The organism is Pseudomonas sp. NCHU5216 (assembly GCF_052156495.1).
GTDB lineage: Bacteria > Pseudomonadota > Gammaproteobacteria > Pseudomonadales > Pseudomonadaceae > Aquipseudomonas.
This window is the reverse complement of sequence record NZ_JBQLIX010000004.1, coordinates 26,535-51,525: the sequence shown is the minus strand read 5'-3', so window position 1 is coordinate 51,525 and position 24,991 is coordinate 26,535. Positions and strand designations below refer to the sequence as shown.

Sequence of the window (24,991 nt, the reverse complement as noted above, 5' to 3'; positions counted from 1 at the left end):
AGTGGAGTGGCTATGGGTGATCGGCATGATTATGTCGCCCTGGAGTGGGTCAAAGGCGAGATTGCGGAAACCCTGAAGCAGGCGCGGCAGGCACTGGAGGCGTTCGTCGAGAACCCGCAGGATCCGACGCGCATGCGCTTCTGCCTGACCTACGTGCACCAGGTTCACGGCACCTTGCAGATGGTCGAGTTCTACGGCGCCGCGCTGCTCGCCGAAGAAATGGAGCAACTGGCCAAGGCCCTGATGGAAGGCCGTGTGGCCAACCAGGGCGAGGCGCTGGAAGTGCTGATGCAGGCCATCCTGCAAATGCCGGCCTACCTCGACCGCATCCAGAGTGCGCGGCGCGACCTGCCCATGGTGGTGCTGCCGCTGCTCAACGACCTGCGCGCCGCGCGTGGCGAAAAGCTGCTGTCGGAAACCAGCCTGTTCTCCCCGGACATGTCCACCCGCCAGCCGGCACTGCCGGAAGGTGGCCTGGCACGCCTGCGCACCGCCGAACTGCCGGTGTTGCTGCGCAAGCTGCGGCAGATGCTGCAGATGGCTCTGGTCGGCATCATCCGCAATCAGGATCTGGCCACCAACCTCGGCTACATGGCGCGGGTTTTCGCGCGCCTGGAGAACCTGTGTAAGGACGCCCCGCTGGGCGCCCTGTGGCAGATCGCCTCCGGCATGGTCGAAGGCCTGGCCAATGGCAGCGTGGTCAACGGCACCTCGGTGCGCACCCTGCTGCGCCAGGTGGACAAGGAGCTCAAGCGTCTGGTCGAACAGGGCGCCGATGGCATCAACCAGCCCGCTCCCGATGAACTGACCAAGAACCTGCTGTTCTACGTGGCCAAGGCGCCGGCGCAGTCGCCGCGCATTCGTGCCCTGAAGGAACAGTACCGCCTTGACGACGCGCTGCCGGACACCGAAGTGGTGGACGAAGAGCGCGCCCGCCTGGCTGGTCCCGACCGCGACGCCATGCGTTCGGTGGTGGCAGCGCTGTGCGAAGAGCTGGTGCGGGTCAAGGACAGCCTCGACTTGTTCGTGCGCAGCGACCGCAGCCGCCCCAGCGAGCTGGACGCTCTGCTGGCGCCGCTCAAGCAGATCGCCGATACCCTGGCCGTGCTTGGTTTCGCCCAGCCGCGCAAGGTGATCCTCGACCAGATCGATGTCGTGCATGGCCTCTCCCTGGGGCAGCGCGAGCCCAGCGATGCGGTGCTGATGGATGTGGCCGGTGCCCTGCTCTACGTCGAAGCGACCCTGGCCGGCATGGTCGGCCCCAGCGAAGACAGCCAGAGCGAACAGGGCCACCTGCCGACCACCGACGTGGGGCAGATTCACCAGTTGGTCATCAAGGAAGCGCGCAACGGCCTGGAACAGGCCAAGGACGCGATCATCGAGTTCATCGCCTCGCAGTGGAACCACGAGCATCTGGCGCGTGCCCCGGAGCTGCTGACCCAGGTACGCGGCGGGCTGGCGATGATCCCGCTGCCGCGCGCAGCCGAGCTGCTCGCAGCCTGCAACCGCTACATCCAGGAGCAACTGCTGGCGCGCAAGGCGGTGCCCAACTGGCAAAGCCTGGACACCCTGGCCGATGCCATCACCAGCGTCGAGTATTACCTCGAACGCCTCAGCGAAGACCATGGCGCGGCGGGGGACATGATTCTCGATGTCGCCGAAGAGAGCCTGGAGTCGCTCGGTTACCCGCTGAAGGCCAAGCCGTCGATCCTCGACGCGCCCGTGGCCGAACCCGAGCCACTGGCGCCGTTGGCCGATCCGCTGCAGGAAATCGAACTGCTCGGCGCCGAGGACAGCCTGCTGCAACAGCCCTTGAGCGAAGAGCCTTCCACACCTGAGGCCGAGCCGGCGCAGGATGGCGACTGGCTGCTCGATGCCGAGCCGCTGGATCTCGACGAGACGGTCATCGATCAGCCGCTGGAGCACTTCTCCCTCGACCTGGAACCGCTCGAGCCGCTGCCAGAGCCCCAGGCCGACGGCGAGTCCGCGGATGAAGGCAACTTCGAGCTGGCGGACGAAGCCTGGCAGCTCGGCGAGGATGAGCCGCCCGCCGAGAGCAACTGGGATGATCTGGAGCTGGCGGATCTCGACCTGCCGGAGGTGGAGCTGCCCAGCGCTCCCGAACCGGTCGCCGCCGCCGCGGACGAGGCGCAGAAGCCATTGTCCATGGCCGATGTCATGGCCGCCCCGGTGCAGGCCATCAACCCGCCCGCTGCCGAGGTGCCGCCGAGCCTGCTGCCGCCGCCTGCTGACGAGGAGCCGGTCGACGAAGACCTGCTCGAGGTGTTCATCGAAGAGGCCGGCGAGGTGCTGGAGACCATCGCCGAGTACCTGCCCAGATGGCAGGCCGACAATGACGACAAGAACGCCCTGATCGAGGTGCGTCGCGCCTTCCATACCCTCAAGGGCAGTGGCCGCATGGTGCGGGCATTGGTCATCGGCGAACTGGCCTGGTCCATCGAGAATCTGCTCAACCGTGTGCTCGATCGCAGCATCGAGCCGAGTGCCCCGGTGCAGCAGGTGGTGCTCGACGTGGTGGCGCTGATGCCGGCGCTGGTCGACGAGTTCGCCGCCAAGGCCCAGCGCCAGCGTGACGATGTCGACCAGTTGGCCGCCACGGCGCATGCCCTGGCCAAGGGGCAGCCCGCCCCAAAGTTTGACGCCCCGGAAGCCGATGAGGTAGCCGAGCCCGTGGGTGCTGTCGAGGCTACCGTCACTGCCGATGAGGTCACGCCGGCCGAGGCCGAACCCAGTGCTGACGAGGCACCGGAGAGCGAGCCCCTCGATGGCGAGCCCCTCGACCCACAGTTGCTGGAAATCTTCCGCAACGAAGCGGAAACCCACCTGGAAACCCTGGTCGGCTTCCTGGCCGACTGTGCCCGCGAATTGCCGCAGCCGGTGACCGATGCGCTGCAGCGCGCCCTGCATACGCTCAAGGGCAGCGCCTACATGGCCGGTATCCTGCCGATGGCGGAAATCGCCGCGCCGCTGGAGAAACTGGTCAAGGAGTTCAAGACCAACCTGGTCGAGATCGACCTGAGTTGTGCCGAACTGCTCAGCGAGGCCGAGCAGCTCTTCCGTATCGGCCTCGAGCAGCTCGAGAACCAGCCGCTGGCGCCCATCGGGGGTGCCGAAGCCTTCATCGAGCGCGTGCATGCCATGCACCAGTCGCGCCTGGATCAGGCCGAAGGCGAACGGCTGGGACGCAGCGGTGAGGCTCGGGATCCGCAACTGATAGGTATTTTCCTCGCCGAAGGCATGGACATCCTGCTCGATGCCGAGGAGCTGTTGCGCAAATGGCGTGAACACCCCTCCGAGCGCCAGGAGCTGTCCGCCCTGCTGGAAGAGCTGACCACCCTCGGCCGGGGTGCCGAGATGGCCGAGCTGCCACAGATCGATGAGCTGTGCGAGGCGCTGCTGGATATCTATGGCGCCGTCGAAGAAGGCAGCCTGGCGGTCAGCGAACGCTTCTTCGACGAGGCGGAAAAGGCTCATGAGGCCCTGATCGGCATGATGGATCAGGTGGCGGCGGCCTTGCAGGTCACCCCCCAGCCCGAGCGTGTCGCGGCATTGCGCAGCCTGCTCGAAGAGGCCCTCGATCCGGCCAAGCTGGCCCTGCTGGCACCGGGCGCCGAGGGGCTCGAAGTCGTCGATCTGGACAGCGCCACCGCGGCGCTGCAGGCCGACGATGCGGCGGATGTCAGCCTGGACGAGCTGGCGGCCGAAATGCCGGACGCCGATCTCGACGACGAGATGGTGGAGATCTTCCTCGAAGAGGCGGTGGACATCCTCGACAGCGCTGGCCAGGCCCTGGAACGCTGGCTTGGCGAGCCGGACAGCACCCTGCCGCTGTCCTCTCTGCAGCGTGACCTGCACACCCTCAAGGGTGGCGCGCGCATGGCGGCGATTCGCCCCATCGGTGACCTGGGCCATGAGCTGGAGTCGCTTTACGAAGGCCTGGTGGATCGCCGCTATGGCTACTCGGCCGAATTGGCCGATCTGCTGCAGCGCAGTCATGACCGCCTGGCGCAGATGCTCGAACAATTGCAAGCGCGCCAGGCACTGAGCAGCGGCGATGACCTGATCCAGGCCATCCGCCGTTTTCGTCAGGGCGGTGCGGCCCAGCATGGGGTGAGCCCGGTCACGGCGTTGGACGAACCCACTGCTCTTGATCAGTCCGCCGCGGCGAGCGAAGCCGAGCAGCAGGCCGATGAGTCGGCTGCCCTGGCTGATGAGCCGGAGAGCGAGCCGTTCGTAGCCGATGAGACGCCAGTCGAGCCCGAGTTGCCCGAGCCGTCGCCCCCCAGCGATGCTGTTTCCGAGCCCGAGCCCGAGCCCGAGCCCGAGCCCGAGCCCGAGCCCGAGCCCGCGCCCGAGCCCGTAGCCGAAGCGCTGGAAACGGAATTCGAGCCCGAGCCTGAGCCGCAGTCCGCCTCGCCTGCGAGCTGGCATGACGAGCGCGACCCCGAACTGGTGGAAATCTTCCTCGAGGAAGGCTTCGACATCATCGACAGCGCCGGCGCGGCCTTGCAGCGCTGGATGGACGATGTCGACAACAGCCTGGAGCTGGAAGCCCTGCAGCGTGACCTGCACACCCTCAAGGGTGGTGCGCGCATGGCCGAGGTGCGCGAGATCGGCGACCTGGCCCACGAGCTGGAATTCCTCTACGAGGGCCTGGGGGCCGGACAACTGCGCGCCAGCCCGGTGCTGTTCGACCTGCTGCAGGCTTGTCATGACCGCCTGGCGCAGATGCTCGAGGCGGTTCGCGACAAGCAGGCCGTGCCGCAGGGCGATGCCCTGATCGAAACCATCAAACGCTTCCGCGCCAACCCGGACGAGCAACTGAGCATTCCCACGGCCGTGCAGCTCAAGCCCGCGTCCGAGGCCAGTGCGGACAGCGAGGCCGACAGCGACATCCTGGAAATCTTCCTGGAAGAGGGCGACGACCTGCTGCAGGCCATGGAAGCGGCCATCGACCGTTGGCAAGCGCAGCGCGACGACGCCAGTGCCATCGACGAGATGTTGCGCATCCTGCATACCCTCAAGGGCGGTGCACGTCTGGCCGGGCAGAAGCGCTTGGGCGACATGAGCCATGCCCTGGAGCAGCGCCTGAGCGATGCGCTGCAAGGTGATGCGCCCTGGTCCGAGAGCCTGTCCGTCGATGTGCAGTCCGCCTTCGAGGGGCTGCAGCGGGAGCTGGATCAACTGCGTCAGCGTCTCGATGCCAGCCAGGACAGCAACCCCGAACCGGCTGCGGCGGCCAGCCCCGATGAGGCAGCCAAGTCGTCAGCGGCGAAAGCCGCCAGCGCCATCGTCGCGGCCAGCGAGCAGCCCGTGCAGGTACAGGCCGACAAGGTGCTGCCGTTCGTTCAGCGCGCCCAGCAGGCCGCTCAGGAAGCGCTTGCCCGCCGCGCCCCGCAGGAGCTGGTGAAGGTGCCGGCGGAACTGCTCGAGGGGCTGGTCAACCTGGCCGGTGAAACCTCGATCTTCCGCGGCCGCGTCGAGCAGCAGGTGAGCGATGTCGGTTTCACCCTGAGCGAGATGGAGGCGACCATCGACCGCGTGCGTGACCAGCTACGCCGCCTCGATACCGAAACCCAGGCGCAGATTCTCAGCCGCTACCAGGCCGAGGCCGAACGTGCCGGCTACGAAGAGTTCGACCCGCTGGAAATGGACCGCCACTCGCAACTGCAGCAGCTCTCCCGGGCGCTGTTCGAGTCCGCGTCCGACCTGCTCGACCTCAAGGAAACCCTGGCGGCGAAGAATCGCGACGCGGAAACCCTGTTGCTGCAGCAGGCGCGGGTCAACACCGAGTTGCAGGAAGGCCTGATGCGCACGCGCATGGTGCCCTTCGACCGTCTGGTGCCGCGTCTACGCCGTATCGTCCGCCAGGTGGCGAGCGAGCTGGGCAAGCAGGTGGAGTTCGTCGTCGGCAACGCCGAAGGCGAGATGGATCGCTCGGTGCTCGAACGCATCGTCGCGCCCCTGGAGCACATGCTGCGCAACGCCGTCGACCACGGCATCGAAGCGGCCGAGGTACGCCGCGCCGCCGGCAAGCCCGAAGCCGGCACCATTCGCCTGAACCTGAGCCGCGAGGGCGGCGATATCGTCCTCACCCTGGACGACGACGGCGGCGGTATCCGCCTCGACGCCGTGCGGCGCAAGGCCATCGAACGCGGCCTGATGGGCGAAACCAGCGATCTCAGCGACCACGAGGTGCTGCAGTTCATCCTCGAGGCCGGTTTCTCCACGGCGGAGAAGGTCACGCAGATCTCCGGACGTGGCGTCGGCATGGACGTGGTGCACTCGGAGGTCAAGCAGCTCGGTGGCTCCATGAGCATCGATTCGGAGCCGGGCCAGGGCACACGTTTCACCATCCGCCTGCCATTCACCGTGTCGGTCAACCGCGCGCTGATGGTGTACTCCGGCGAAGACCTCTACGCCATTCCGCTGAACACCATCGAAGGTATCGTGCGGGTGTCGCCCTACGAGCTGGAGGCCTACTACGCACCCGATGCGCCGCGCTTCGAGTACGCTGGCCAGGCCTACGAGCTGAAATACCTGGGCGACCTGCTGAACAACGGCCAGCATCCCAAGCTGGTGGGTCAGAGCCTGCCGCTGCCGGTGATCCTGGTGCGTTCCAGCGAACATGCGGTGGCCGTGCAGGTGGACAGCCTGGCCGGTTCGCGCGAAATCGTGGTGAAGAGCCTCGGCCCGCAGTTCGCCGGGGTGCACGGTATTTCCGGTGCGACCATCCTCGGTGACGGCCGCGTGGTGGTGATTCTCGATCTGCTGGCCACCATCCGCAGCCTGCATGCCCGCCTGCTCGGCCAACTGGCGCCGCGTCTGCTCGAGCAGGCGCCCGTGGCCGGCGAAGAGCTGGAAGCCGAGCGGCCGACCCTGGTCATGGTGGTGGACGACTCGGTCACCGTGCGCAAGGTCACCAGCCGCCTGCTCGAGCGCAACGGCATGAACGTGATGACCGCCAAGGACGGGGTGGACGCCATCGCCCAATTGCAGGAACACAAGCCCGACATCATGTTGCTGGACATCGAGATGCCGCGCATGGACGGCTTCGAGGTGGCGACCCTGGTGCGCCACGACGAACAGCTCAAGGATCTGCCGATCATCATGATCACCTCGCGTACCGGCGAGAAGCACCGTGAGCGCGCCATGAGCATCGGCGTCAACCAGTACCTCGGCAAGCCTTATCAGGAGTCCCTGTTGCTCGATAGCATCGCAAAGCTGGTGTACAGCCAGCGGGGTAAGCGTGCATGACGCCAAGAACCGCAGCACGAATCGCCGTCATCGCCGACACCTCGCTGCAGCGCCATGTGCTGCAACAGGCGCTGGCCAGTGGTGGTTACCAGGTGGTGCTCAACAGCGATCCGGCGCGCCTCGACGAAGAGACCCTGGCTGCCTGTGAAACCGACCTGTGGTTGGTGGATCTGGCGCAATCCGAGGATTCGCCGCTGGTCGACAGCCTGCTCGAGCGCGCCAGCGCGCCGGTGCTGTTCGGCGAAGGGCATGCTCCGGAGCGGCATTCGGAGAATTATCCGCGTTGGGAGCGCAGCCTGTTCGGTAAGCTCAAGCGGCTGGTGGGTGATTCCGCCCAGGCCGTGGGGCCGAGCCTGCAGGCATTGCTCGACGAGGCGCAGCGCCCGGCCCGTTTGGAGCTACCGCAGGTGCTGGCGCAAACCCAGCTACAGGCTGGAGAGCCGGCGCGCCAGGTGTGGTTGCTGGCGGCCTCTCTGGGCGGGCCGGCAGCGGTCAAGGCGTTTCTCGATGCCTTGCCGGGCGGTCTGCCCATCGGCTTTCTCTATGCCCAGCATATCGATGCCAGCTTCGAGGCGGTGCTGCCGCAGGCGGTCGGTCGGCACAGCCAGTGGCACGTCAACCCGGCGCGGCATGGCGACCCGGTGCGCTGTGGCGAAGTGGTGGTGGTGCCGATCAACCATGAACTGGGTTTTGCCGACGACGGCGCCATGCAGATTGCCGAACGTGGCTGGCCGGAACCCTACAGCCCTTCCATCGACCAGATGATGCTCAACCTGGCGCAGCATTACGCTGCCCAGTGTGGTGTCATCGTGTTCAGTGGCATGGGTAGCGACGGCAGTGCCGCCGCGGCCTATGTCCAGCGCCAGGGTGGGGTGATCTGGACGCAACGCGGCGAGAGCTGCGCCAGCCCGAGCATGCCGGACAGCCTGCGCGAGGGCGGTTACAGCAGCTTCAGCGGCGACCCCCGCGAACTGGCCTCGGCGCTGGTCGATCAGCTCGCCGAACATTGCAGTTGAGGATCTTTTCATGAGCCAAGCCGTTGCCATCCAGAACAGCGCCGACAGCCTCACCGGCCTGCTGGTGCCGCTGGCCGACCGCACCTTGCTGCTGCCCAACGTGGCGGTGGCCGAGCTGATTCCCTATCGCGCGCCGCAAACCAGCGAGGGCATGCCGGGCTGGTACCTCGGCGAGGTCGCCTGGCGTGACCTGCGCCTGCCGCTGCTGTCCTTCGAGGCAGCCAGCGGCGGCGAGGCCCAGGTGGCGAGCCGGGCGCGGGTGGCGGTGCTCAATGCTCTGGGCGGGCGCCCCAAGGTCAAGTTCATCGCCTTGCTGGTGCAGGGCATTCCGCGCTCGCTCAAGGTCGAGCGCGAGCTGCCGGCCGCCGAGGTCGAGCTGGCGCCACTGGAGCTGGGCGCCGCGCGGGTCGGCGAAGACGTGGTGCGCATTCCTGATCTGATCGGCCTCGAGCAGTTGCTCGAAGATGCCGGGCTCATCTGACGGCAGCCTGCGCCTGGCGCGTCTGGGCGCCATCGAGGTGGCCAGCCGTGCGGCGCTGGGCCAGCAGTTCGGCAGACATAGTCACGACGAATTCGTCATCAGCGCCAACCTGCTCGGCGAGGAGCAGGTGTGGCTCGATGGTCGCACCTTCAGCGCCGGCGCTGGCTGCATCACCACCTACAACCCCGGTGAGATCCAGGGCGGCGGAGCTCGGCAGGGTCAGCCCTGGCACTATGTCGGCCTGTATGTACCGGTGGACTATCTGGCGAGCAGCCTCGGCCATACGCGGCTGCAGTTCGAGCGGCCCTGGCAATACGACCCGGCCCTGGCCAGTGAACTGGCGGTGGCGGTCGAGGCCTGCCTGAGTGACGATGTCCTACTGCGTGAGCGTGGCGAGGAGCAGGTGATGCTGTTGCTCGGGCGCGTGGTGCGGGGCGCCGCTGTCAGCCTGATCGCGCCGCGCGAGGCTGGGCACCTGGCGGTGCGGCGCTTGCAGGAGTTGCTTGCGGCGCGCCTGGAGGCCACCCCAAGTCTGGATGAAATGGCCAGCGAACTGGGCCTGTCCAAGTTCCATCTGCTGCGTAGCTTCCAGAAGCACACCGGGCTCAGCCCCAGGCAATGGGCCATGCAACTGCGCACCCGGCGCGCCCAGGGCCTGCTGCGTCAGGGCATGGCACCCAGCACAGTGGCGCACGCCCTGGGCTTTGCCGATCAGAGCCATCTCAATCGCCATTTCCGTGCGGCCTATGGCCTCAGCCCAGGGCGCTATCAGGCGCTGCTGCGCCGCTGAGCAATCCGGTTCAAGCCAACCCTGCTGCGTCCAGCCATAATCGGCGCCTTCTTGCAGTGGAGTGCTGACGATGTTGACGGTTTTTCTCGCCGCCGTGCTGTTCGGCTTGGCATTCGTGATCTCGCCGGGGGCGGTGTTCAGCGAAACCCTGCGTCGGGGGCTCAGTGGGGGCTATCGGCCGGCGCTACTGGTGCAACTGGGCTCGTTGATCGGCGATGCGCTATGGGCACTGATCGGTTTGAGTGGCCTGGTGCTGTTGCTGGGGCAGGACAGTGTACGTGTGCCCCTGACCCTGGCCAGCGCCGCCTATCTGGCCTGGCTCGGTGTGCAGGGCCTGCGCGATGCCTGGCAGCCGCCGCAACAGGACGAAGAGGGTGGCGCGCAGGCCCGTAGTGCCTTCGCTGCGGGTGCATTGCTGTCGCTGTCCAACCCCAAGAACATCGTGTTCTGGGGCGCCCTGGGCAGCGCCTTGGCCGGCATAGTCGAAGGCACGCCAACGAGTGAGCAGATGCTGGTGTTCTTCACTGGCTTCATGCTCGCTTCGTTGCTCTGGTGCTTCGTCTGCGCGGCGTTGGTGGATTGGTTGCGGCGCAACACCTCGTTGCTCTGGCATCGCTTGAGCTATGCCGGATGCGGGGTGTTGCTGTTGGCGCTGGCCGTGCTCACCTTGCGTGGGTTGGGGTGATTTGCGTGTTATTGGGGCTGGTTTGATAGCGGGCTGGCAAGTTTGTGTGGATCTTGTTGGTCTGTGTTGGTGTTCTGGGCGCCGCTACGGCGTGTTCAGATATTCCGGGTTTCGCCCCCTCGGGCGACTCACTTTTCTTTGAAATGCGCAAAGAAAAGTAAGCAAAAGAAACGCACCCCCGCCATCCGGGTCTCGCTTCGCGAGACTCCCCTCACTCCGGCATCGCTCCGGGGTCGGCGTACATGGGCCATCCCTGGCCCATTACGCCTCTCGCGGCATCCATGCCGCTCGCCCCCTGCGCAATGCCTACGTTCGGCCTCCTGAAGGGGGAGTTAGCGCGCCTGAACGTACATCGGTTCCGGGCGTGTCCGGCGTGCTCTGGTGACAGTGGAACCATGACGTGGCTGCCGGGTTAAACCAAAACTTTCATTCGCGTAGTTTCATTCGCTTGAATAGCTTGCCGGCCTTCAGCCGGCATCCCGGTCAGCCCTGAGGCTGACAGATGTACAAGCACTCCTCACTACTTCTGGGTTACCGCAGGTTCAGGCGCGTGCAGAGCCCGTCCAGGAGGGCGAACGGAATCGTCGTGGAAGAGGTTGAGCGACATGGATGTCGCGAGAGCCACGATGGGCCAGGGATGGCCCACCGTGGCGGGCCTCTGGAACGGCGATGGAGTGAGCGAACCCCGGCGCAGCCGGGGCCGGATGATCGGGCGGAGGGGTTTGGTTACTTTGCCCGCAAAGTGACTCGCCCGGGAGGGCGAAACCAAAGACATCAGCAAAAACGCGGCAATTCGGAACAGGCACCCGAACAACCAACACGCCAATACCCCAAAACAAAAAATCCGATGCCGCCATGGCGACATCGGATTTTCTGAGGCGCTGCCGGCGTCATCCGGGGCGCGGCCCGGACGACCTGGCAGAGGTGTCAGCGCTGCGACTGCTGCGCTTCTTCTGCCTTCTCGGCGGCGAGGTTGTCTTCCGAGGTGTGGCTGTCCCAGTAGTCGGCGTTCTTGATGCCGAGCTTCTCGGGGTGGAACACCGGATCCTTGCCCTGGTCCTGCTGCTCTTCGTAGTCCTTCAGGCACTTGTAGGCGATCTTGTGCATCAGCAGGATGGCGATGATGTTCAGCCAGGCCATCAGGCCCACGCCGAGGTCACCCAGATCCCAGGCGAAGGTGGCGCTGTGCACGGTGCCGTAGACGGTCGCGGCGATGATGCCGAACTTCAGCAGCAGGGTGAGGATGGGGCGCTTCACCTTGCGGTTGATGTAGGCAATGTTGGTTTCGGCGATGTAGTAGTAGGCCAGGATGGTGGTGAAGGCGAAGAAGAACAGGGCGATGGCGACGAAGGCGTTGCCGAAGCCGGGCATCATGTTCTCCATGGCCGTCTGCACGTAGCCCGGGCCGGCGGCGACACCGGCGATGCCGGTGAACAGCGCGCTACCATCCGCTGCCTGGACGTTGTATTGGCCGGTGATCAGCAACATGAAGGCGGTTGCCGAGCAGACGAACAGGGTGTCGACATAGACCGAGAAACCCTGTACCAGGCCTTGCTTGGCCGGGTGGCTGACGGCTGCGGCGGACGAAGCGTGCGGGCCGGTGCCCTGGCCGGCTTCGTTGGAATACACGCCACGCTTGACGCCCCACTGGATGGCCAGGCCGAGAATGGCACCAAAGCCAGCCTCCAGGCCGAAGGCGCTCTTGAAGATCAGCGCGACCACGCTCGGCAGTTGGCCGATGTTGAGCAGGATGATCACCAGCGCCACCAGGATGTAACCCAGCGCCATGAACGGCACCACCACCTGGGTGAAGTGGGCGATACGCTTGACGCCACCGAAGATGATCAGGCCGATCAGCACGGCCAGTACGGCGGCGGTGACGTTCGGGTCGATATCGAAGGCGGTCTTCACGCTGGAGGCGATGGAGTTGGCCTGTACGCCCGGCAGCAGCAGGCCGCAGGCGAACACGGTGACGATGGCGAACAGCCAGGCGTACCACTTCAGACCCAGACCTTTCTCGATGTAGAAGGCCGGGCCACCACGGTACTCACCGTTGAGCTTTTCCTTGTACACCTGGCCGAGGGTGGATTCGACGAAGGCCGAGCTGGCGCCGAGGAAGGCCACCATCCACATCCAGAACACCGCGCCCGGGCCACCGAAGGTGATGGCGGTGGCCACACCGGCGATGTTGCCGGTACCGACACGACCGGCGAGGGTCATGGTCAGCGCCTGGAACGAGGTGATGCCGTGTTCGTCGGTACGCCCGGCGAACATCAGGCGGATCATTTCCCGGAAGTGGCGAACCTGCAGAAAGCGGCCGCGTAGAGAGAAGTACAAACCCACACCGAGACAAAGGTAAATCAGTGCCGGGCTCCAGACGAGCCCGTTGAGGGTCGAGACCAGTTCGTTCATGCAATGCTCCTGGGTCTGCGGTCGCCTTTTGGGCAGGGCCGACACCCGTTGATTTGTTATAGGAAGAGGGTCGACGCTGCGAGGTGTCGGCCTCTGCCGGGAGCGCTGTGCTGGTAGAGCGGGTCGCGCACGCGGCGCGAAGAGCATGACAAAGACGGTCGCTCTTGTAATTTCTCGAGGTCACAATTTGTTACGTCAAGGCGACATTTACCCCTGCAGATCGCCCCAAAGCAGCTGAGCGACGCTCAAGGCGACCACTGGTGCGGTTTCCGTGCGCAAGACCCGTGGCCCCAGGCGCGCCGGCTGAAAGCCCGCTTGCCTGGCTTGCTCCACCTCGGCATCGTTCAGGCCGCCTTCCGGGCCGACGAGAAAAGCCAGGCTGCCCGGTCTGGCATGGCTGTGCAGGGCTTCGGCGACCGGGTGCAGCACCAGCTTCAGATCAGCTTCGACTCGCTGCAGCCAGGCCGCCAGTTCCAGCGGCGGATGGATCACCGGCAGCACCGAGCGGCCGCACTGCTCGCAGGCGCTGATGGCCACCTGGCGCCAGTGGGCCAGGCGTTTGTCGGCGCGTTCGTCCTTGAGGCGTACTTCGCAGCGTTCGGAGACGATCGGGGTGATCTCGCTGACGCCCAGCTCGGTGGCTTTCTGAATCGCCCAATCCATGCGCTCGCCGCGCGACAGGCCCTGGCCGAGATGGATGCGCAGTGGCGACTCGGCCAGGCCGGCGACAGCCTCGCGCAGCTCGACACGCACGTTCTTCTTGCCCACCTCGATCAGCTCGCCGCGATATTCCTGGCCGCTGCCGTCGAACAACTGCACGGCATCGCCGACGCCGTGGCGCAGCACGCGCGCGATGTAATGGGCCTGCGCCTCGGGCAAGTCGTGCTGGCCGAGAGAGAGAGGGGCATCGATGAAGAAACGGGATAGGCGCATAAAGGCAGCTACAAGCGGCAAGTTTGAAGCCGCAAGTTTAAAGCACCAGGCGCCTCTGCTGTTACTTGCGGCTTGTCGCTTGCAGCTTGACGCTCCCCCTTAGCCCGGATCGCGATGATCCGGGTAGCGGCCGTCCACCGCCACGCTGACCGACTCGCGGGTGGCGATGTCGATGCCTTCGCTGGCCACCTCGGCGAGGAAGTCGATCTGCTCCGGGGTGATCACGTAGGGCGGCAGGAAGTACACCACGCTGCCCAGCGGGCGCAGCAGGGCGCCGCGCTCCAGCGCATGCTGGTAGACGCGCAGCCCACGGCGTTGCTGCCAGGGGTAGGCGGTCTTGCTGGCCTTGTCGGCGACCATCTCGACGGCCAGGGCCATGCCGGTCTGGCGCACTTCGGCGACATGCGGGTGATCGGCCAGGTGCGCGGTGGCGCTGGCCATGCGCAGGGCCAGGGCCTTGTTGCGCTGAACCACGTCGTCGTCGCGGAAGATGTCCAGGGTCGCCAAGGCCGCAGCACAAGCCAGCGGGTTGCCGGTGTAGGTGTGCGAATGGAGGAAGGCGCGCAGGGTGGCGTATTCGTCGTAGAAGGCGGCGTAGACCTCGTCGGTGGTGAGCACGGCAGCCATGGGCAGGTAGCCGCCGGTGAGCGCCTTGGACAGCACCAGAAAATCCGGGGTGATGCCGGCCTGCTCGCAGGCGAACATCGTCCCGGTACGGCCGAAACCGACGGCGATCTCGTCATGGATCAGGTGCACGCCATAGCGGTCGCAGGCCTCGCGCAGCAGCTTGAGGTAGATCGGGTGGTACATGCGCATGCCGCCGGCGCCCTGGATCAGCGGCTCGACTATCACCGCGGCGACCTCCAGGTGGTGCTCGGCAAGGGTCTGTTCCATGTGCGCGAACATGGCACGCGAGTGGGCTTCCCAGCTCACGCCTTCGGGGCGCAGGTAGCAGTCCGGGCTGGGCACCTTGATGGTGTCGAGCAGCAGCGCCTTGTAGGTATCGGTGAACAGCGCCACGTCGCCCACCGACATCGCCGCCACCGTCTCACCGTGGTAGCTGTTGCTCAGGGTGATGAAGCGCTTCTTGGCGGGCTGACCGCTGTTGAGCCAGTAGTGGAAGCTCATCTTCAGCGCCACCTCGATGCCCGAGGAGCCGTTGTCGGCGTAGAACACCTTGTTCAGGCCATCCGGGGTGATCTGCACCAGGCGCTCGGACAGTTCGATCACCGGCTCATGGGTAAAGCCGGCGAGCATGACGTGTTCCAGGCTGTCCAGTTGCTCGCGGATGCGCGCGTTGATGCGCGGGTTGGCATGGCCGAAGACGTTGACCCACCAGGAACTGACGGCATCCAGGTAGCGCTTGCCGGCGAAGTCTTCCAGCCATACGCCTTCGCCACGGCGTATGGGGATCAGCGGCAGGCGTTCGTGATCCTTCATCTGGGTGCAGGGGTGCCAGAGGACTTCGAGGTCGCGTTGCATCCAAGGGGCGTTCAGGCTCATCACGGGTCTCCCTGTTCTCGGCCGCACAGCCTAACAGATGCTGCCCGGGGCGCGCCCGTTGCCGTCCATCCTGCACGGCCTGCCGTCTGGCGGCGCTGTGGCAACTTCGGCGTGCCGCTCGCGACTAATCTCCTTGGTCGCTGATCGCTATCTAAGTATCGTATTTCTCGATATTTCCAAGCGAAAAATTCCTCTTTAATTCGATACGTTTCTCGCTAGTCTTTTCCCACTCACTTTCACGGACGCACGATATGCAGTGGCGCAACACCCTCGCACGATACGGTCTGGTCAGCATCACGCTGCACTGGCTGGTGGCTCTGGCCGTGTTCGGCCTTTTCGCCCTGGGTTACTGGATGGTGGGCTTGAGTTACTACGACCCTTGGCGCCAGGACGCACCGTCCTTGCACAAGAGCATCGGCATCCTGCTGTTCGCGGTGATGCTGCTGCGGGTGCTGTGGCGCCTGGCCAATCCGGCGCCGGCGCCGCTGGCCAGTCATGGCGCGCTGACCCGCCTGGCCTCGAAGCTGGGCCATGGCCTGCTGTATCTCGGCCTGTTCGGCGTGATGATTTCCGGTTACCTGATCTCCACGGCCGATGGCCGGGGCATCGAGGTGTTCGGCCTGTTCAGCGTGCCGGCCACGCTCACCGCCATCCCTGACCAGGAAGACGTCGCCGGCGACATCCACCGCATTCTCGCCTGGGGCCTGGTGATCTTCGCCGGCATCCATGGCCTGGCGGCACTCAAGCATCATTTCATCGACCGCGACAGCACGCTGCTGCGCATGTTCGGGCGCTGATCCATACCGGGCGAACGACTCGCCCATTTACGTTACGACCTGCAAGGAGACTCAAGATGCTGAAGAAAACCCTCGCTGCACTGGCACTCGGTTCGGCACTGATCGGCACTCAGGCCATGGCCGCCGACTACGTGATCGACAAACAAGGCCAGCACGCCTTCGTCAACTTCAAGATCAGCCACCTGGGCTATAGCTGGCTGTACGGCACCTTCAAGGACTTCGACGGCAAGTTCAGCTTCGATGCCGCCAAGCCCGAGGCCAGCAGCGTCAGCGTGACCCTGAAGACCGCCAGCGTCGACACCAACCACGCCGAGCGCGACAAGCACATCCGCAGCGCCGACTTCCTCAATGTCAGCGAGCACGACACCGCGACCTTCGAGTCCACCTCGGTCAAGTCCACCGGTGAAGGCACCGCCGATATCACCGGCAACCTGACGCTCAACGGCGTGACCAAGCCGGTGGTGATCGCTGCCAAGTTCATCGGTGAAGGCAAGGATCCATGGGGCGGCTACCGCGCCGGTTTCGAGGGCACCACCACGCTGAAACTCAAGGACTTCGACATCACCCGCGATCTCGGCCCGGCTTCGGAAACCGTCGAGCTGATCATCTCGGTCGAAGGCATTCGTCAGTAAAGAAAGCGGCCGCTTGCGGCCCAACTGCTGGCCCTCTCCCATTTATGGGGCGAAGAGGTGTGTTTTGGAGGCACCGCCTCCTACACCGATGAGCGCCTGATCGCTGGCGATCAGGCAGGGGCGCGCAGCGGGGTGCCCGAAGGGCGGGAGAGGGTTGGTTCTCCACTAACCTCTTCCCCTAAACAAAAACGCCGCCCCAAGGGGCGGCGTTTTTTATTGCAGGGCGCGCTTACTCGTCGCGGTTGCGCGTCAGCAGGGCCGGCTTCTCGCCGCGCGGGCGGCTGCTGTTGGCCAGTTCGTCGAGTTGCTCCGGGGTGGGGAAGCGATCCAGGCGCGAACTCTTGTGCACGATCAGTGGTTGCCGCTCGCGTGGGGGGCGCGCGCCGGCCTCGGCGCGTGGCAACTCGTCGCGATCCAACGAGGTGACGCGGCCATCGTGAGCGGGGCGACGACCACCGGCACCGTTGCGGCCCTGGCCACCATTGCCCTGACGGCGATTCTTGCCGCCCTGGCCCGCCGGCTTGGCCGCACCATTGTTGCTCCGCGGCTTGCCGGCCGGGCGTGCAGCGCCTTGGGCGCCGCCGCTGCCAGCGCCACCGCGACGGCCACGCGACTGCGGCTTGTTCTGGTTGGGGCTGACGTAGTCGACACGGTTGCCGAAGTTGTCGATATCGTCGTCGAGGAACTCTTCCGGGTCGCGGTTCGGTGGCAGTGCCGGCATGCCTGCCGCTGCCCCCGCTTCGCTGGCGCCGGCCTTGCGCGAGCGGCGCTTGCGATCACGGCGCGGCTTGGCGGCCTGTTCCTTGCCGGCATCCTTGCCCTTGTCCTTGCGGCCACCCTTGTCCGCGTCGGCCTTGGCGGCATCCGGCGCATCGTTCTGCGCCTTCTTCTGCCCGCGGCCACCTCGCGGCTGGCGCGGCTCGCGCACTTCCGGGCGCTCGGCTTCGATGCTGCTGGCGTCGAAGCCCATCAGGTCACCATCGGGGATCTTCTGCTTGGTCATCCGTTCGATGCTCTTGAGCAGCTTCTCCTCGTCCGGGGCGACCAGGGAGATGGCCTCACCACTGCGCCCGGCACGGCCGGTACGGCCGATGCGATGCACGTAATCTTCCTCGACGTTGGGCAGCTCGAAGTTGACCACGTGCGGCAACTGATCGATGTCCAGGCCGCGAGCGGCGATATCGGTGGCCACCAGGATGCGCACCTTGTTCGCCTTGAAATCGGCCAGGGCCTTGGTGCGCGCGTTCTGGCTCTTGTTGCCATGGATCGCGGCAGCCGGCAGGCCATGCTTGTCGAGGTACTCGGCCAGGCGGTTGGCGCCATGCTTGGTGCGGGTGAACACCAGCACCTGTTCCCAGGCGCCCTGGGTGATCAGGTGGGCGAGCAGGGCACGCTTGTGGCTGGCCGCCAGGCGGAACACACGCTGTTCGATGCGCTCGACCGTGGTGTTCGGCGGGGTCACCTCGATGCGCTCGGGGTTGTGCAGCAACTTGCCGGCCAGGTCGGTGATGTCCTTGGAGAAGGTGGCCGAGAACAGCAGGTTCTGGCGCTGTGCCGGCAGCTTGGCCAGCACCTTCTTGACGTCGTGGATGAAGCCCATGTCGAGCATGCGGTCGGCTTCATCGAGCACGAGGATCTCGACGTGGGCCAGGTCGATGGCCTTCTGGTTGGCCAGGTCGAGCAGGCGCCCGGGGCAGGCGACGAGCACGTCGACACCCTTGGCCAGGGCCTGCACCTGCGGGTTCATGCCCACACCGCCGAAGATGCAGGCGCTGACGAATTTCAAATCGCGGGCATAGACCTTGAAGCTGTCATGCACCTGAGCGGCCAGTTCGCGGGTGGGGGTCAGCACCAGCACGCGCGGTTGTTTCGGGCCGTGACGTTGTTCGCGATCCGGGTGACCGCCTGGGAACAGGCGTTCGAGGATCGGCAGGGCGAAACCGCCCGTTTTACCTGTACCCGTCTGGGCCGCCACCATCAGGTCGCGACCTTGCAACACGGCGGGAATGGCCCGCTGTTGCACCGGAGTGGGCTGGGTGTAGCCGGCGGATTCGACCGCACGGACTAAAGCCTCGGAGAGACCGAGGGAGGCAAAGGACATGAGCAATCCTGTACTAGTGAGGGCGTGGCCCTGGGGGTGTAGAGCCTGGCTTGAATCACGCGTTGGGGGAGCATGATCCCGTCCGGTACTGCTGGTTTCCGAGAACCAGCATCCGGGCGCAAGCCTGGCGGGAAGGCCCGAGTATAACAGAGCATGCGCGTTGCGCACCTATCAGCCTGTCGGATGGATCACAGGATGGCTCGAACCGGCCCGCTAACAGGCTGTTGAAAAACTACCTACGTTGGCAATACGGCGTTAAAAACGACCTCGCGTGCGAGCCCAGTCAAAATGCTCATTTACAACACGTAAACTGCGCTTTTTCGGTCGTTTTTGCGGGGCCGCCATCGGTATTGTCTTGCCTGCCTCGCCTACGTTTTTCAACGGCCCGCTAACGGGCCGGCCGCCTGTGAAGCGCCGCATGCGCGACGTTCTGCCCCGCGTGGCTCAGGAAACCACGCGGTAGCAGGGCTCGTAGGCGCTGCCGCCGGGCAGCTTCATGCGGTGCTGCTCGACGAAGGCCTGCAGCAGGCGATCCAGCGGCTGCATGATGCTGCTCTCGCCGCGAATCTCGTAGGGGCCATTCTCCTCGATCAGGCGGATGCCGTTTTCCTTGACGTTGCCGGCGACGATGCCGGAGAAGGCGCGGCGCAGGTTGGCGGCCAACTCGTGCAGCGGCTGCTGGCGGGTCAGGTTGAGGCTGGCCATGTTGGCGTGGGTGGGCTCGAAGGGGTGCTGGAAGCCTTCGTCGATCTTCAGCAGCCAGTTGAAGTGGAAGGCGTCGTTGCGTTCGCGGCGGAAACGCTCCACTTCCTTGATGCCGGCGTGCATGGCGCGCGCCACTTCGGCCGGGTCGTCGAGGATGATGCGGTAGCGTTGCTGCGCTCCGTCACCCAGAGCGGCGCCGATGAAGGCATGCAGTTGCTCCATGTAGGCCGCCGCGCTCTTCGGCCCGGTGAGCACGACCGGGAAGGGCAGCTCCTGGTTGTCCGGGTGGGTGAGGATACCCAGCAGGTAGAGGAACTCCTCGGCCGTGCCGGCGCCACCGGGGAAGATGATGATGCCGTGGCCGACGCGGACGAAGGCTTCCAGACGCTTCTCGATGTCCGGCAGGATCACCAGCTCGTTGACGATGGGGTTCGGCGCCTCGGCGGCGATGATGCCCGGCTCGGTCAGGCCCAGGTAGCGGCCCTTGAGGTTGCGCTGCTTGGCGTGGCTGATGGTGGCGCCCTTCATCGGCCCCTTCATCACGCCCGGGCCGCAGCCGGTGCAGATGTCCAGGCCGCGCAGCCCCAGTTCATGACCGACCTTCTTGGTGTACTTGTATTCCTCGGTGCTGATCGAGTGGCCGCCCCAGCACACCACCATCTTCGGCTCGACGCCGCTACGCAGGGTGCGGGCGTTGCGCAGCAGGTGGAAGACGTAGTCGGTGATGCCTTCCGAGCTGTCCAGATCGATGCGCTTGTTCTCCAGCTCGCTCTGCGTGTAGACGATGTCGCGCAGGGCGCTGAACAGCATCTCGCGGGTGCTGGCGATCATCTCGCCATCGACGAAGGCATCGGCCGGCGCGTTGAGCAGCTCCAGGCGGATGCCGCGATCCTGCTGGTGGATCTTCACCTCGAAATCCGGGTAGGCCTCGAGAATGGTCTTGGCGTTGTCGCTGTGCGAGCCGGTGTTGAGGATCGCCAGGGCGCATTGGCGGAACAGGCGGTAGACGCTGCCCGAGCCGGTTTCGCGCAGTTGCTGCACTTCGCGCTGGGAGAGGGTCTCCAGGCTGCCCTTGGGGCTGACGGAGGCATTGATCTTGGAGCGTTTGAGCATACGGACGATCCTTCGGGGCGATGCGAGGAGGGAAAAGCGGCGGGCTGTCCGTGGCGGACAGCCCGAAGACAAGCACCTTAACGCGGTAGCTTGAGATTGTTCCAGATGGCCAGGCTGGGGCCAGCCAGGTTCATGCTGTAGAAGTGCAGGCCCGGCGCGCCGCCTTGCAGCAGGCGTTCGCACATCTCGGTAATCACCTGTTCGCCGAAGGCGCGAATGCTGTCGCTGTCATCGCCGTAGGCTTCCAGTTGCTTGCGCACCCAGCGCGGGATCTCGGCGCCGCAGGCGTCGGAGAAACGCGCCAGCTTGCTGTAGTTGGTGATCGGCATGATGCCCGGCACCACTGGGATGTCCACACCCAGCTTGCGCACGCGCTCGACGAAGTAGAAGTAGCTGTCGGCGTTGAAGAAGTACTGGGTGATGGCGCTGTCGGCGCCGGCCTTGGCCTTGCGCACGAAGTTGGCGACATCGCTCTCGAAGTTGCGCGCCTGCGGGTGCATCTCCGGGTAAGCGGCCACTTCGATGTGGAAGTGATCACCGGTTTCGCTGCGGATGAACTCCACCAGCTCGTTGGCGTAGCGCAGCTCGCCGCTGGCCATGCCCATGCCGGACGGCAGGTCGCCGCGCAGGGCGACGATGCGCCTGATGCCAGCTGCCTTGTAGGTGTGCAGCAGCTCGCGCAGCTCGGCCTTGCTGTCGCCGACGCAGGACAGGTGTGGTGCGGTGGGCACCTTCACCTCGCCATCGAGCTGCAGCACGGTGCTCAGGGTGCGGTCACGGGTCGAGCCGCCCGCGCCATAGGTGCAGGAGAAGAAATCGGGTTGGTACGCGGCCAGTTGGCGGGCCACGTCCAGCAGTTTTTCATGCCCGGCTTCGGTCTTCGCGGGGAAGAACTCGAAGCTGTAGCGACGTTCTTGAGACATGGAGAAGGTTCCCTTCTCAGCGGCAAGCCTCAAGCCCCAAGCTGCAAGTGGAGTCACTTCCTCTTGCAGCTTGCGGCTTGCGGCTTGTAGCTGCTGTTAGTAGCGATAAGTGTCCGGCTTGAACGGGCCTTCCACGGACACGCCGATGTACTCGGCCTGCTGCTGGGTCAGTTGGGTGACCACGCCACCGAAGCCCTTGACCATCTCCAGTGCCACTTCTTCGTCCAGCTTCTTCGGCAGCACTTCCACGGTCAGGCGCGCGGACTTCATCTCGGCCGGCAGGTTGGCGAACTTCTGCTCGAAGAGGAAGATCTGCGCCAGTACCTGGTTGGCGAAGGAGCCATCCATGATGCGGCTCGGGTGGCCGGTGGCGTTGCCCAGGTTCACCAGGCGGCCTTCGGCCAGCAGGATCAGGTAGTCGTCATTGGCCGGGTCGAACTGGCCGGCGCCGGTGCGGTGGATCTTGTGCACCTGCGGCTTGACCTCTTCCCAGGCCCAGTTCTTGCGCATGAAGGCGGTGTCGATCTCGTTGTCGAAGTGACCGATGTTGCACACCACGGCACGCTTCTTCAGGGCCTTGAGCATGCCGGCGTCGCAGACATTGGCGTTGCCGGTGGTGGTGACGATCAGGTCGATCTTGCCCAGCAGGGCCTTGTCGATGCAGGCGTCGCTGCCGTCGTTGATGCCATCGATGTACGGCGAGACCAGCTCGTAGCCGTCCATGCAGGCCTGCATGGCGCAGATCGGGTCGATCTCGGAGACCTTGACGATCATGCCTTCCTGGCGCAGCGAGGCAGCCGAGCCCTTGCCCACGTCACCGTAGCCGATGACCAGCGCCTGCTTGCCCGACAGCAGGTGGTCGGTGCCGCGCTTGATGGCGTCGTTGAGGCTGTGGCGGCAGCCGTACTTGTTGTCGTTCTTGCTCTTGGTGACCGCGTCGTTGACGTTGATCGCCGGGACTTTCAGGGTGCCGGCCTTGAGCATGTCGAGCAGGCGGTGCACGCCGGTGGTGGTTTCTTCGGTGATGCCGTGGATCTTGTCCAGCATCTGCGGGTATTTCTTGTGCAGAATCTCGGTCAGGTCACCGCCGTCGTCCAGCACCATGTTGGCGTCCCAGGGCTGGCCGTCCTTGAGGATGGTCTGCTCGATGCACCACTCGTACTCCTGCTCGGTCTCACCCTTCCAGGCGAACACCGGGATGCCGGCGGCGGCGATGGCGGCAGCGGCCTGATCCTGAGTGGAGAAGATGTTGCAGCTCGACCAGCGCACCTCGGCGCCCAGGGCGGTCAGCGTCTCGATCAGCACGCCGGTCTGGATGGTCATGTGGATGCAGCCGAGGATCTTCGCGCCTTTCAGCGGCTGGCTGGCGGCGTACTTGCGGCGCAGGCCCATCAGTGCCGGCATCTCGGATTCGGCGATGGTCAGTTCCTTGCGGCCCCAGTCGGCCAGGGAAATATCGGCGACCTTGTAGTCGGTGAAACCGGCAGGCGTCATTACAGCGCTCATAGATGAGTTCTCCATTCGTTGTCTGCGAATGGGCGCCGTTGATGCGTTTGGATAACGCCCCATCCGAGCCTGACAAGCCGGCATTGACCGACGTGCTGCAGCGCCCCTCGGACGGGTGGCGGGCGTGAGCGGGCGGGGCCGTTCACGTAAAGCCTGTGGATTATAGCGAGCCGGGCGGCGCTGCCCAAGGTTTTCCGTCGTGGCCTCGCGGGTGGGGGGGTCACAGGTTTCTCCAATCACTGGCCCTATGTTTGCAGATGTCGTGGTGCCAAAGCGTCAGAGCCGCTTGGCCTGAACGCCTGCCTTGGTGTGGTGGACGCGCCCGATGACCTTCAATGGGGGGAAGCAAGCATGAAAGACCTGAGCAACCTGGATGTGACCGTGCATAGTCCGGAAGCTCTGGACCAGTACAACGAGGCGGTGACCGTGCTCTGCCGCTTCGCTGACCCCACTGCCCATGTCGAGCGCATGCTGGCCATCGAGCCGACCTTCGCCATGGGGCTGGTGTTCAACGCCCACCTTGCCCTGTGGAGCACCGACCGCGCTGATCTGCAGTCTGCCTGTGACATCCTGGTGCAGGCTCAGGGTGTCGACAGCGCTAAGCTGAATCGTCGCGAACGCATGCACCTGGCGGCGTTGCAGGCTTGGGTGGGTGGCGATCTGCACAAGGCGTCGCAGCTATTCGACGCCCTGCTGATCGAGTACCCCACCGATCTGCTGGCGCTGCTCAGTGGCCACCAGATCGATTTCTTCGTCGGCGATGCCCTCAATCTGCGTGATCGCGTCGCCCGGGTGCTGGGTGCGTGGGACAGGCAGCACCCCTGCTATGGCTATCTGCTGGGCATGCTCGCGTTCGGTCAGGAGGAGGCCGGGCACTATGAGCTGGCCGAACACACGGCGCGGCAAGCCTTGGCGCGCAATGCTGCAGATATCTGGGGTATTCATGCGCTGGCCCATGCGCTGGAAATGCAGAACAAGTTCGCCGAGGGCGTGCGCTTCATGCGTGAGTGCGAGGGGATCTGGGCTGTCGATAACGGCATGGTTTCCCACAATGCCGTGCATCTGGATCTGTTCCTGCTCGAGGCGAACGACCTGGCCGGCGCCCTGGACGCCTACGACCGTTACATCAACTTCCCGGGAGTCGCCCCCATGCCGATGGTGCTGCTGGATGGCTCATCGGTACTCTGGCGCGTATATCTCGAGGGGCACGACGTGAGTGCACGGGCACAGTGCCTGGCCGAGACCTGGAGCCCCAAGATCGATCAATGTTTCTATGCCTTCAACGATGCCCATGCCGTCATCGCCTACTGTGCCAGTGGGCAACTGGAGATCGCCGAAAGGCTGGTCACGACGCTGCGTGATTACCTGCGCCAGGGGGACGCCTCGACCTCCAACCATTTCATGACGCGAGAGGTGGGGTTGCCGGTCTGCGAAGCCATTCTGGCATTCGCCCATGCTGACTACACGACCAGCATCGACCGCCTCATGGGCATCAAGAACAAGACCCACCTGTTCGGCGGCAGCCTGATTCAGCGCGATGTGTTCTCGCGCACCTTGCTGGAGGCGGCGATTCGGGCCAGGCAGAAACCGCTTGCCAGTGCCTTGATCAGCGAGCGCCTGTCGCACAAGCCCGTTAGCCCTTACAACCTGCTCAAGGCGGAGCAGGTTCGGGCGCTCTAGCAGGCTGGTGAAAAACTACCTGCTAGTGCCTGGGCAAGCGGCGTTTCAGTCGACGGCCAGATAATGCTTGGTAAAGCTGTCGCTCAGCACTTCCCAGAGGGTGTTGGTGCCGCTGGCGACGAAGAAGGCGTCGCCCGCCTTGTAGTGAGCGGTCTCGCCGGTGGCCTCGTTGGTGATCTTCACTTCGCCGAGGGTCACCACGGCTTGCTCGTGGAAGGTGTAGGGCAAGCGAAAGCGGCTGCGGCGCACGCCGAAGTAGCCGGCACTGACCGATTCGTCCTCGGTGGCGAAGGTGGTGAGGGCGTACATGGCGTTATCGCCGTCGATCATCTCGACACCGATGTCTTCGAGCGTGCCGCTCAGCTCCAGTTCGTCCAGGGTGATGCCTTGCTTGATGCTATGCAGCATGAAGGTTCTCGCTCGATGAGGGGATGAA

16 protein-coding genes and 1 riboswitch are annotated in these 24,991 nt (G+C 65.1%); of the genes, 8 read left to right on the top strand and 8 right to left on the bottom strand.

Annotation, left to right across the window (positions count from 1 at the left end; genetic code table 11):
• Positions 1 to 12 precede the first annotated feature (12 nt).
• The 5 genes from ACSVIK_RS04555 to ACSVIK_RS04535 all read left to right on the top strand — a co-directional run bounded on the left by ACSVIK_RS04555 (position 13) and on the right by ACSVIK_RS04535 (position 10,250).
• Positions 13 to 7,278 carry an Hpt domain-containing protein gene (locus ACSVIK_RS04555; RefSeq protein ID WP_442443185.1) on the top strand — a complete coding sequence of 2,422 codons (7,266 nt, stop codon included), beginning with the start codon at positions 13 to 15 and terminating at the stop codon, positions 7,276 to 7,278.
• Positions 7,275 to 8,294, top strand: a complete 1,020-nt coding sequence (locus ACSVIK_RS04550) for a chemotaxis protein CheB (protein ID WP_442443184.1) — start codon at positions 7,275 to 7,277, stop codon at positions 8,292 to 8,294. The genes ACSVIK_RS04555 and ACSVIK_RS04550 overlap by 4 nt, the downstream gene beginning before the upstream one ends.
• Positions 8,295 to 8,304: 10 nt before the next feature.
• Positions 8,305 to 8,775, top strand: a complete 471-nt coding sequence (locus ACSVIK_RS04545) for a chemotaxis protein CheW (protein WP_442443183.1) — start codon at positions 8,305 to 8,307, stop codon at positions 8,773 to 8,775.
• Complete coding sequence (locus tag ACSVIK_RS04540; protein WP_442443182.1) at positions 8,759 to 9,565, top strand: helix-turn-helix domain-containing protein; 807 nt, start codon at positions 8,759 to 8,761, stop codon at positions 9,563 to 9,565. The genes ACSVIK_RS04545 and ACSVIK_RS04540 overlap by 17 nt, the downstream gene beginning before the upstream one ends.
• 70 nt (positions 9,566 to 9,635) lie before the next feature.
• Positions 9,636 to 10,250: a LysE family translocator gene (locus tag ACSVIK_RS04535; protein WP_442443181.1), complete on the top strand. Its 615-nt coding sequence runs from the start codon at positions 9,636 to 9,638 to the stop codon at positions 10,248 to 10,250.
• 927 nt (positions 10,251 to 11,177) lie between these two features.
• Here ACSVIK_RS04535 and ACSVIK_RS04530 read toward each other — a convergent pair.
• The 3 genes from ACSVIK_RS04530 to ACSVIK_RS04520 form a co-directional block, all read right to left on the bottom strand.
• Positions 11,178 to 12,662 carry an alanine/glycine:cation symporter family protein gene (locus tag ACSVIK_RS04530; protein WP_442443180.1) on the bottom strand — a complete coding sequence of 495 codons (1,485 nt, stop codon included), beginning with the start codon at positions 12,660 to 12,662 and terminating at the stop codon, positions 11,178 to 11,180.
• Between the two features lie 207 nt (positions 12,663 to 12,869).
• Positions 12,870 to 13,595 (bottom strand): 16S rRNA (uracil(1498)-N(3))-methyltransferase, encoded by a 726-nt coding sequence (locus ACSVIK_RS04525; protein WP_442443179.1) that lies wholly within the window; start codon positions 13,593 to 13,595, stop codon positions 12,870 to 12,872.
• Between the two features lie 99 nt (positions 13,596 to 13,694).
• Positions 13,695 to 15,098 carry an adenosylmethionine--8-amino-7-oxononanoate transaminase gene (locus ACSVIK_RS04520; RefSeq protein WP_442443178.1) on the bottom strand — a complete coding sequence of 468 codons (1,404 nt, stop codon included), beginning with the start codon at positions 15,096 to 15,098 and terminating at the stop codon, positions 13,695 to 13,697.
• Positions 15,099 to 15,349: 251 nt separating this feature from the next.
• Between ACSVIK_RS04520 and ACSVIK_RS04515 the strand changes: the two genes are divergently transcribed.
• Positions 15,350 to 15,895, top strand: a complete 546-nt coding sequence (locus tag ACSVIK_RS04515; protein ID WP_268180773.1) for a cytochrome b — start codon at positions 15,350 to 15,352, stop codon at positions 15,893 to 15,895.
• Between the two features lie 56 nt (positions 15,896 to 15,951).
• Positions 15,952 to 16,527 carry a YceI family protein gene (locus ACSVIK_RS04510; protein ID WP_442443177.1) on the top strand — a complete coding sequence of 192 codons (576 nt, stop codon included), beginning with the start codon at positions 15,952 to 15,954 and terminating at the stop codon, positions 16,525 to 16,527.
• A gap of 229 nt (positions 16,528 to 16,756) precedes the next feature.
• On the opposite strand, the gene ACSVIK_RS04505 is transcribed toward ACSVIK_RS04510, so the two are convergent.
• The 4 genes from ACSVIK_RS04505 to ahcY form a co-directional block, all read right to left on the bottom strand.
• A complete protein-coding gene (locus ACSVIK_RS04505) occupies positions 16,757 to 18,628 on the bottom strand; it encodes a DEAD/DEAH box helicase (RefSeq protein ID WP_442443176.1) in 1,872 nt (623 codons plus the stop codon).
• A gap of 444 nt (positions 18,629 to 19,072) precedes the next feature.
• Positions 19,073 to 20,446: a nucleotide 5'-monophosphate nucleosidase PpnN gene (ppnN, locus tag ACSVIK_RS04500; RefSeq protein ID WP_442443175.1), complete on the bottom strand. Its 1,374-nt coding sequence runs from the start codon at positions 20,444 to 20,446 to the stop codon at positions 19,073 to 19,075.
• 77 nt (positions 20,447 to 20,523) lie between these two features.
• A complete protein-coding gene (gene metF / locus ACSVIK_RS04495; RefSeq protein ID WP_442443174.1) occupies positions 20,524 to 21,369 on the bottom strand; it encodes a methylenetetrahydrofolate reductase [NAD(P)H] in 846 nt (281 codons plus the stop codon).
• Between the two features lie 96 nt (positions 21,370 to 21,465).
• The gene (ahcY, locus tag ACSVIK_RS04490; RefSeq protein WP_442443173.1) at positions 21,466 to 22,875 is read right to left on the bottom strand and encodes an adenosylhomocysteinase; all 1,410 of its coding nucleotides are present in this window, start codon (positions 22,873 to 22,875) and stop codon (positions 21,466 to 21,468) included.
• A 23-nt stretch (positions 22,876 to 22,898) separates the two neighbouring features.
• Positions 22,899 to 22,990: riboswitch (S-adenosyl-L-homocysteine riboswitch) on the bottom strand.
• Positions 22,991 to 23,226: 236 nt separating this feature from the next.
• On the opposite strand from ahcY, the gene ACSVIK_RS04485 reads away from it, so the two are divergent.
• A complete protein-coding gene (locus ACSVIK_RS04485) occupies positions 23,227 to 24,555 on the top strand; it encodes a tetratricopeptide repeat protein (RefSeq protein WP_442443172.1) in 1,329 nt (442 codons plus the stop codon).
• A gap of 45 nt (positions 24,556 to 24,600) precedes the next feature.
• Here ACSVIK_RS04485 and ACSVIK_RS04480 read toward each other — a convergent pair whose 3' ends face one another.
• Complete coding sequence (locus ACSVIK_RS04480; protein ID WP_442443171.1) at positions 24,601 to 24,963, bottom strand: cupin domain-containing protein; 363 nt, start codon at positions 24,961 to 24,963, stop codon at positions 24,601 to 24,603.
• Positions 24,964 to 24,991 lie beyond the last annotated feature (28 nt).

Coding starts and splice junctions, on each gene's coding strand:
- ahcY (WP_442443173.1), bottom strand. CDS start 22,875: ATGAGCGCTGTAATGACGCCTGCCGGTTTCACCGACTACAAGGTCGCC.
- ACSVIK_RS04515 (WP_268180773.1), top strand. CDS start 15,350: ATGCAGTGGCGCAACACCCTCGCACGATACGGTCTGGTCAGCATCACG.
- ACSVIK_RS04505 (WP_442443176.1), bottom strand. CDS start 18,628: ATGTCCTTTGCCTCCCTCGGTCTCTCCGAGGCTTTAGTCCGTGCGGTC.
- ACSVIK_RS04535 (WP_442443181.1), top strand. CDS start 9,636: ATGTTGACGGTTTTTCTCGCCGCCGTGCTGTTCGGCTTGGCATTCGTG.
- ppnN (WP_442443175.1), bottom strand. CDS start 20,446: ATGCTCAAACGCTCCAAGATCAATGCCTCCGTCAGCCCCAAGGGCAGC.
- ACSVIK_RS04480 (WP_442443171.1), bottom strand. CDS start 24,963: ATGCTGCATAGCATCAAGCAAGGCATCACCCTGGACGAACTGGAGCTG.
- ACSVIK_RS04485 (WP_442443172.1), top strand. CDS start 23,227: ATGAAAGACCTGAGCAACCTGGATGTGACCGTGCATAGTCCGGAAGCT.
- ACSVIK_RS04510 (WP_442443177.1), top strand. CDS start 15,952: ATGCTGAAGAAAACCCTCGCTGCACTGGCACTCGGTTCGGCACTGATC.
- ACSVIK_RS04520 (WP_442443178.1), bottom strand. CDS start 15,098: ATGAGCCTGAACGCCCCTTGGATGCAACGCGACCTCGAAGTCCTCTGG.
- ACSVIK_RS04530 (WP_442443180.1), bottom strand. CDS start 12,662: ATGAACGAACTGGTCTCGACCCTCAACGGGCTCGTCTGGAGCCCGGCA.
- ACSVIK_RS04545 (WP_442443183.1), top strand. CDS start 8,305: ATGAGCCAAGCCGTTGCCATCCAGAACAGCGCCGACAGCCTCACCGGC.
- ACSVIK_RS04540 (WP_442443182.1), top strand. CDS start 8,759: ATGCCGGGCTCATCTGACGGCAGCCTGCGCCTGGCGCGTCTGGGCGCC.
- ACSVIK_RS04550 (WP_442443184.1), top strand. CDS start 7,275: ATGACGCCAAGAACCGCAGCACGAATCGCCGTCATCGCCGACACCTCG.
- ACSVIK_RS04525 (WP_442443179.1), bottom strand. CDS start 13,595: ATGCGCCTATCCCGTTTCTTCATCGATGCCCCTCTCTCTCTCGGCCAG.
- ACSVIK_RS04555 (WP_442443185.1), top strand. CDS start 13: ATGGGTGATCGGCATGATTATGTCGCCCTGGAGTGGGTCAAAGGCGAG.
- metF (WP_442443174.1), bottom strand. CDS start 21,369: ATGTCTCAAGAACGTCGCTACAGCTTCGAGTTCTTCCCCGCGAAGACC.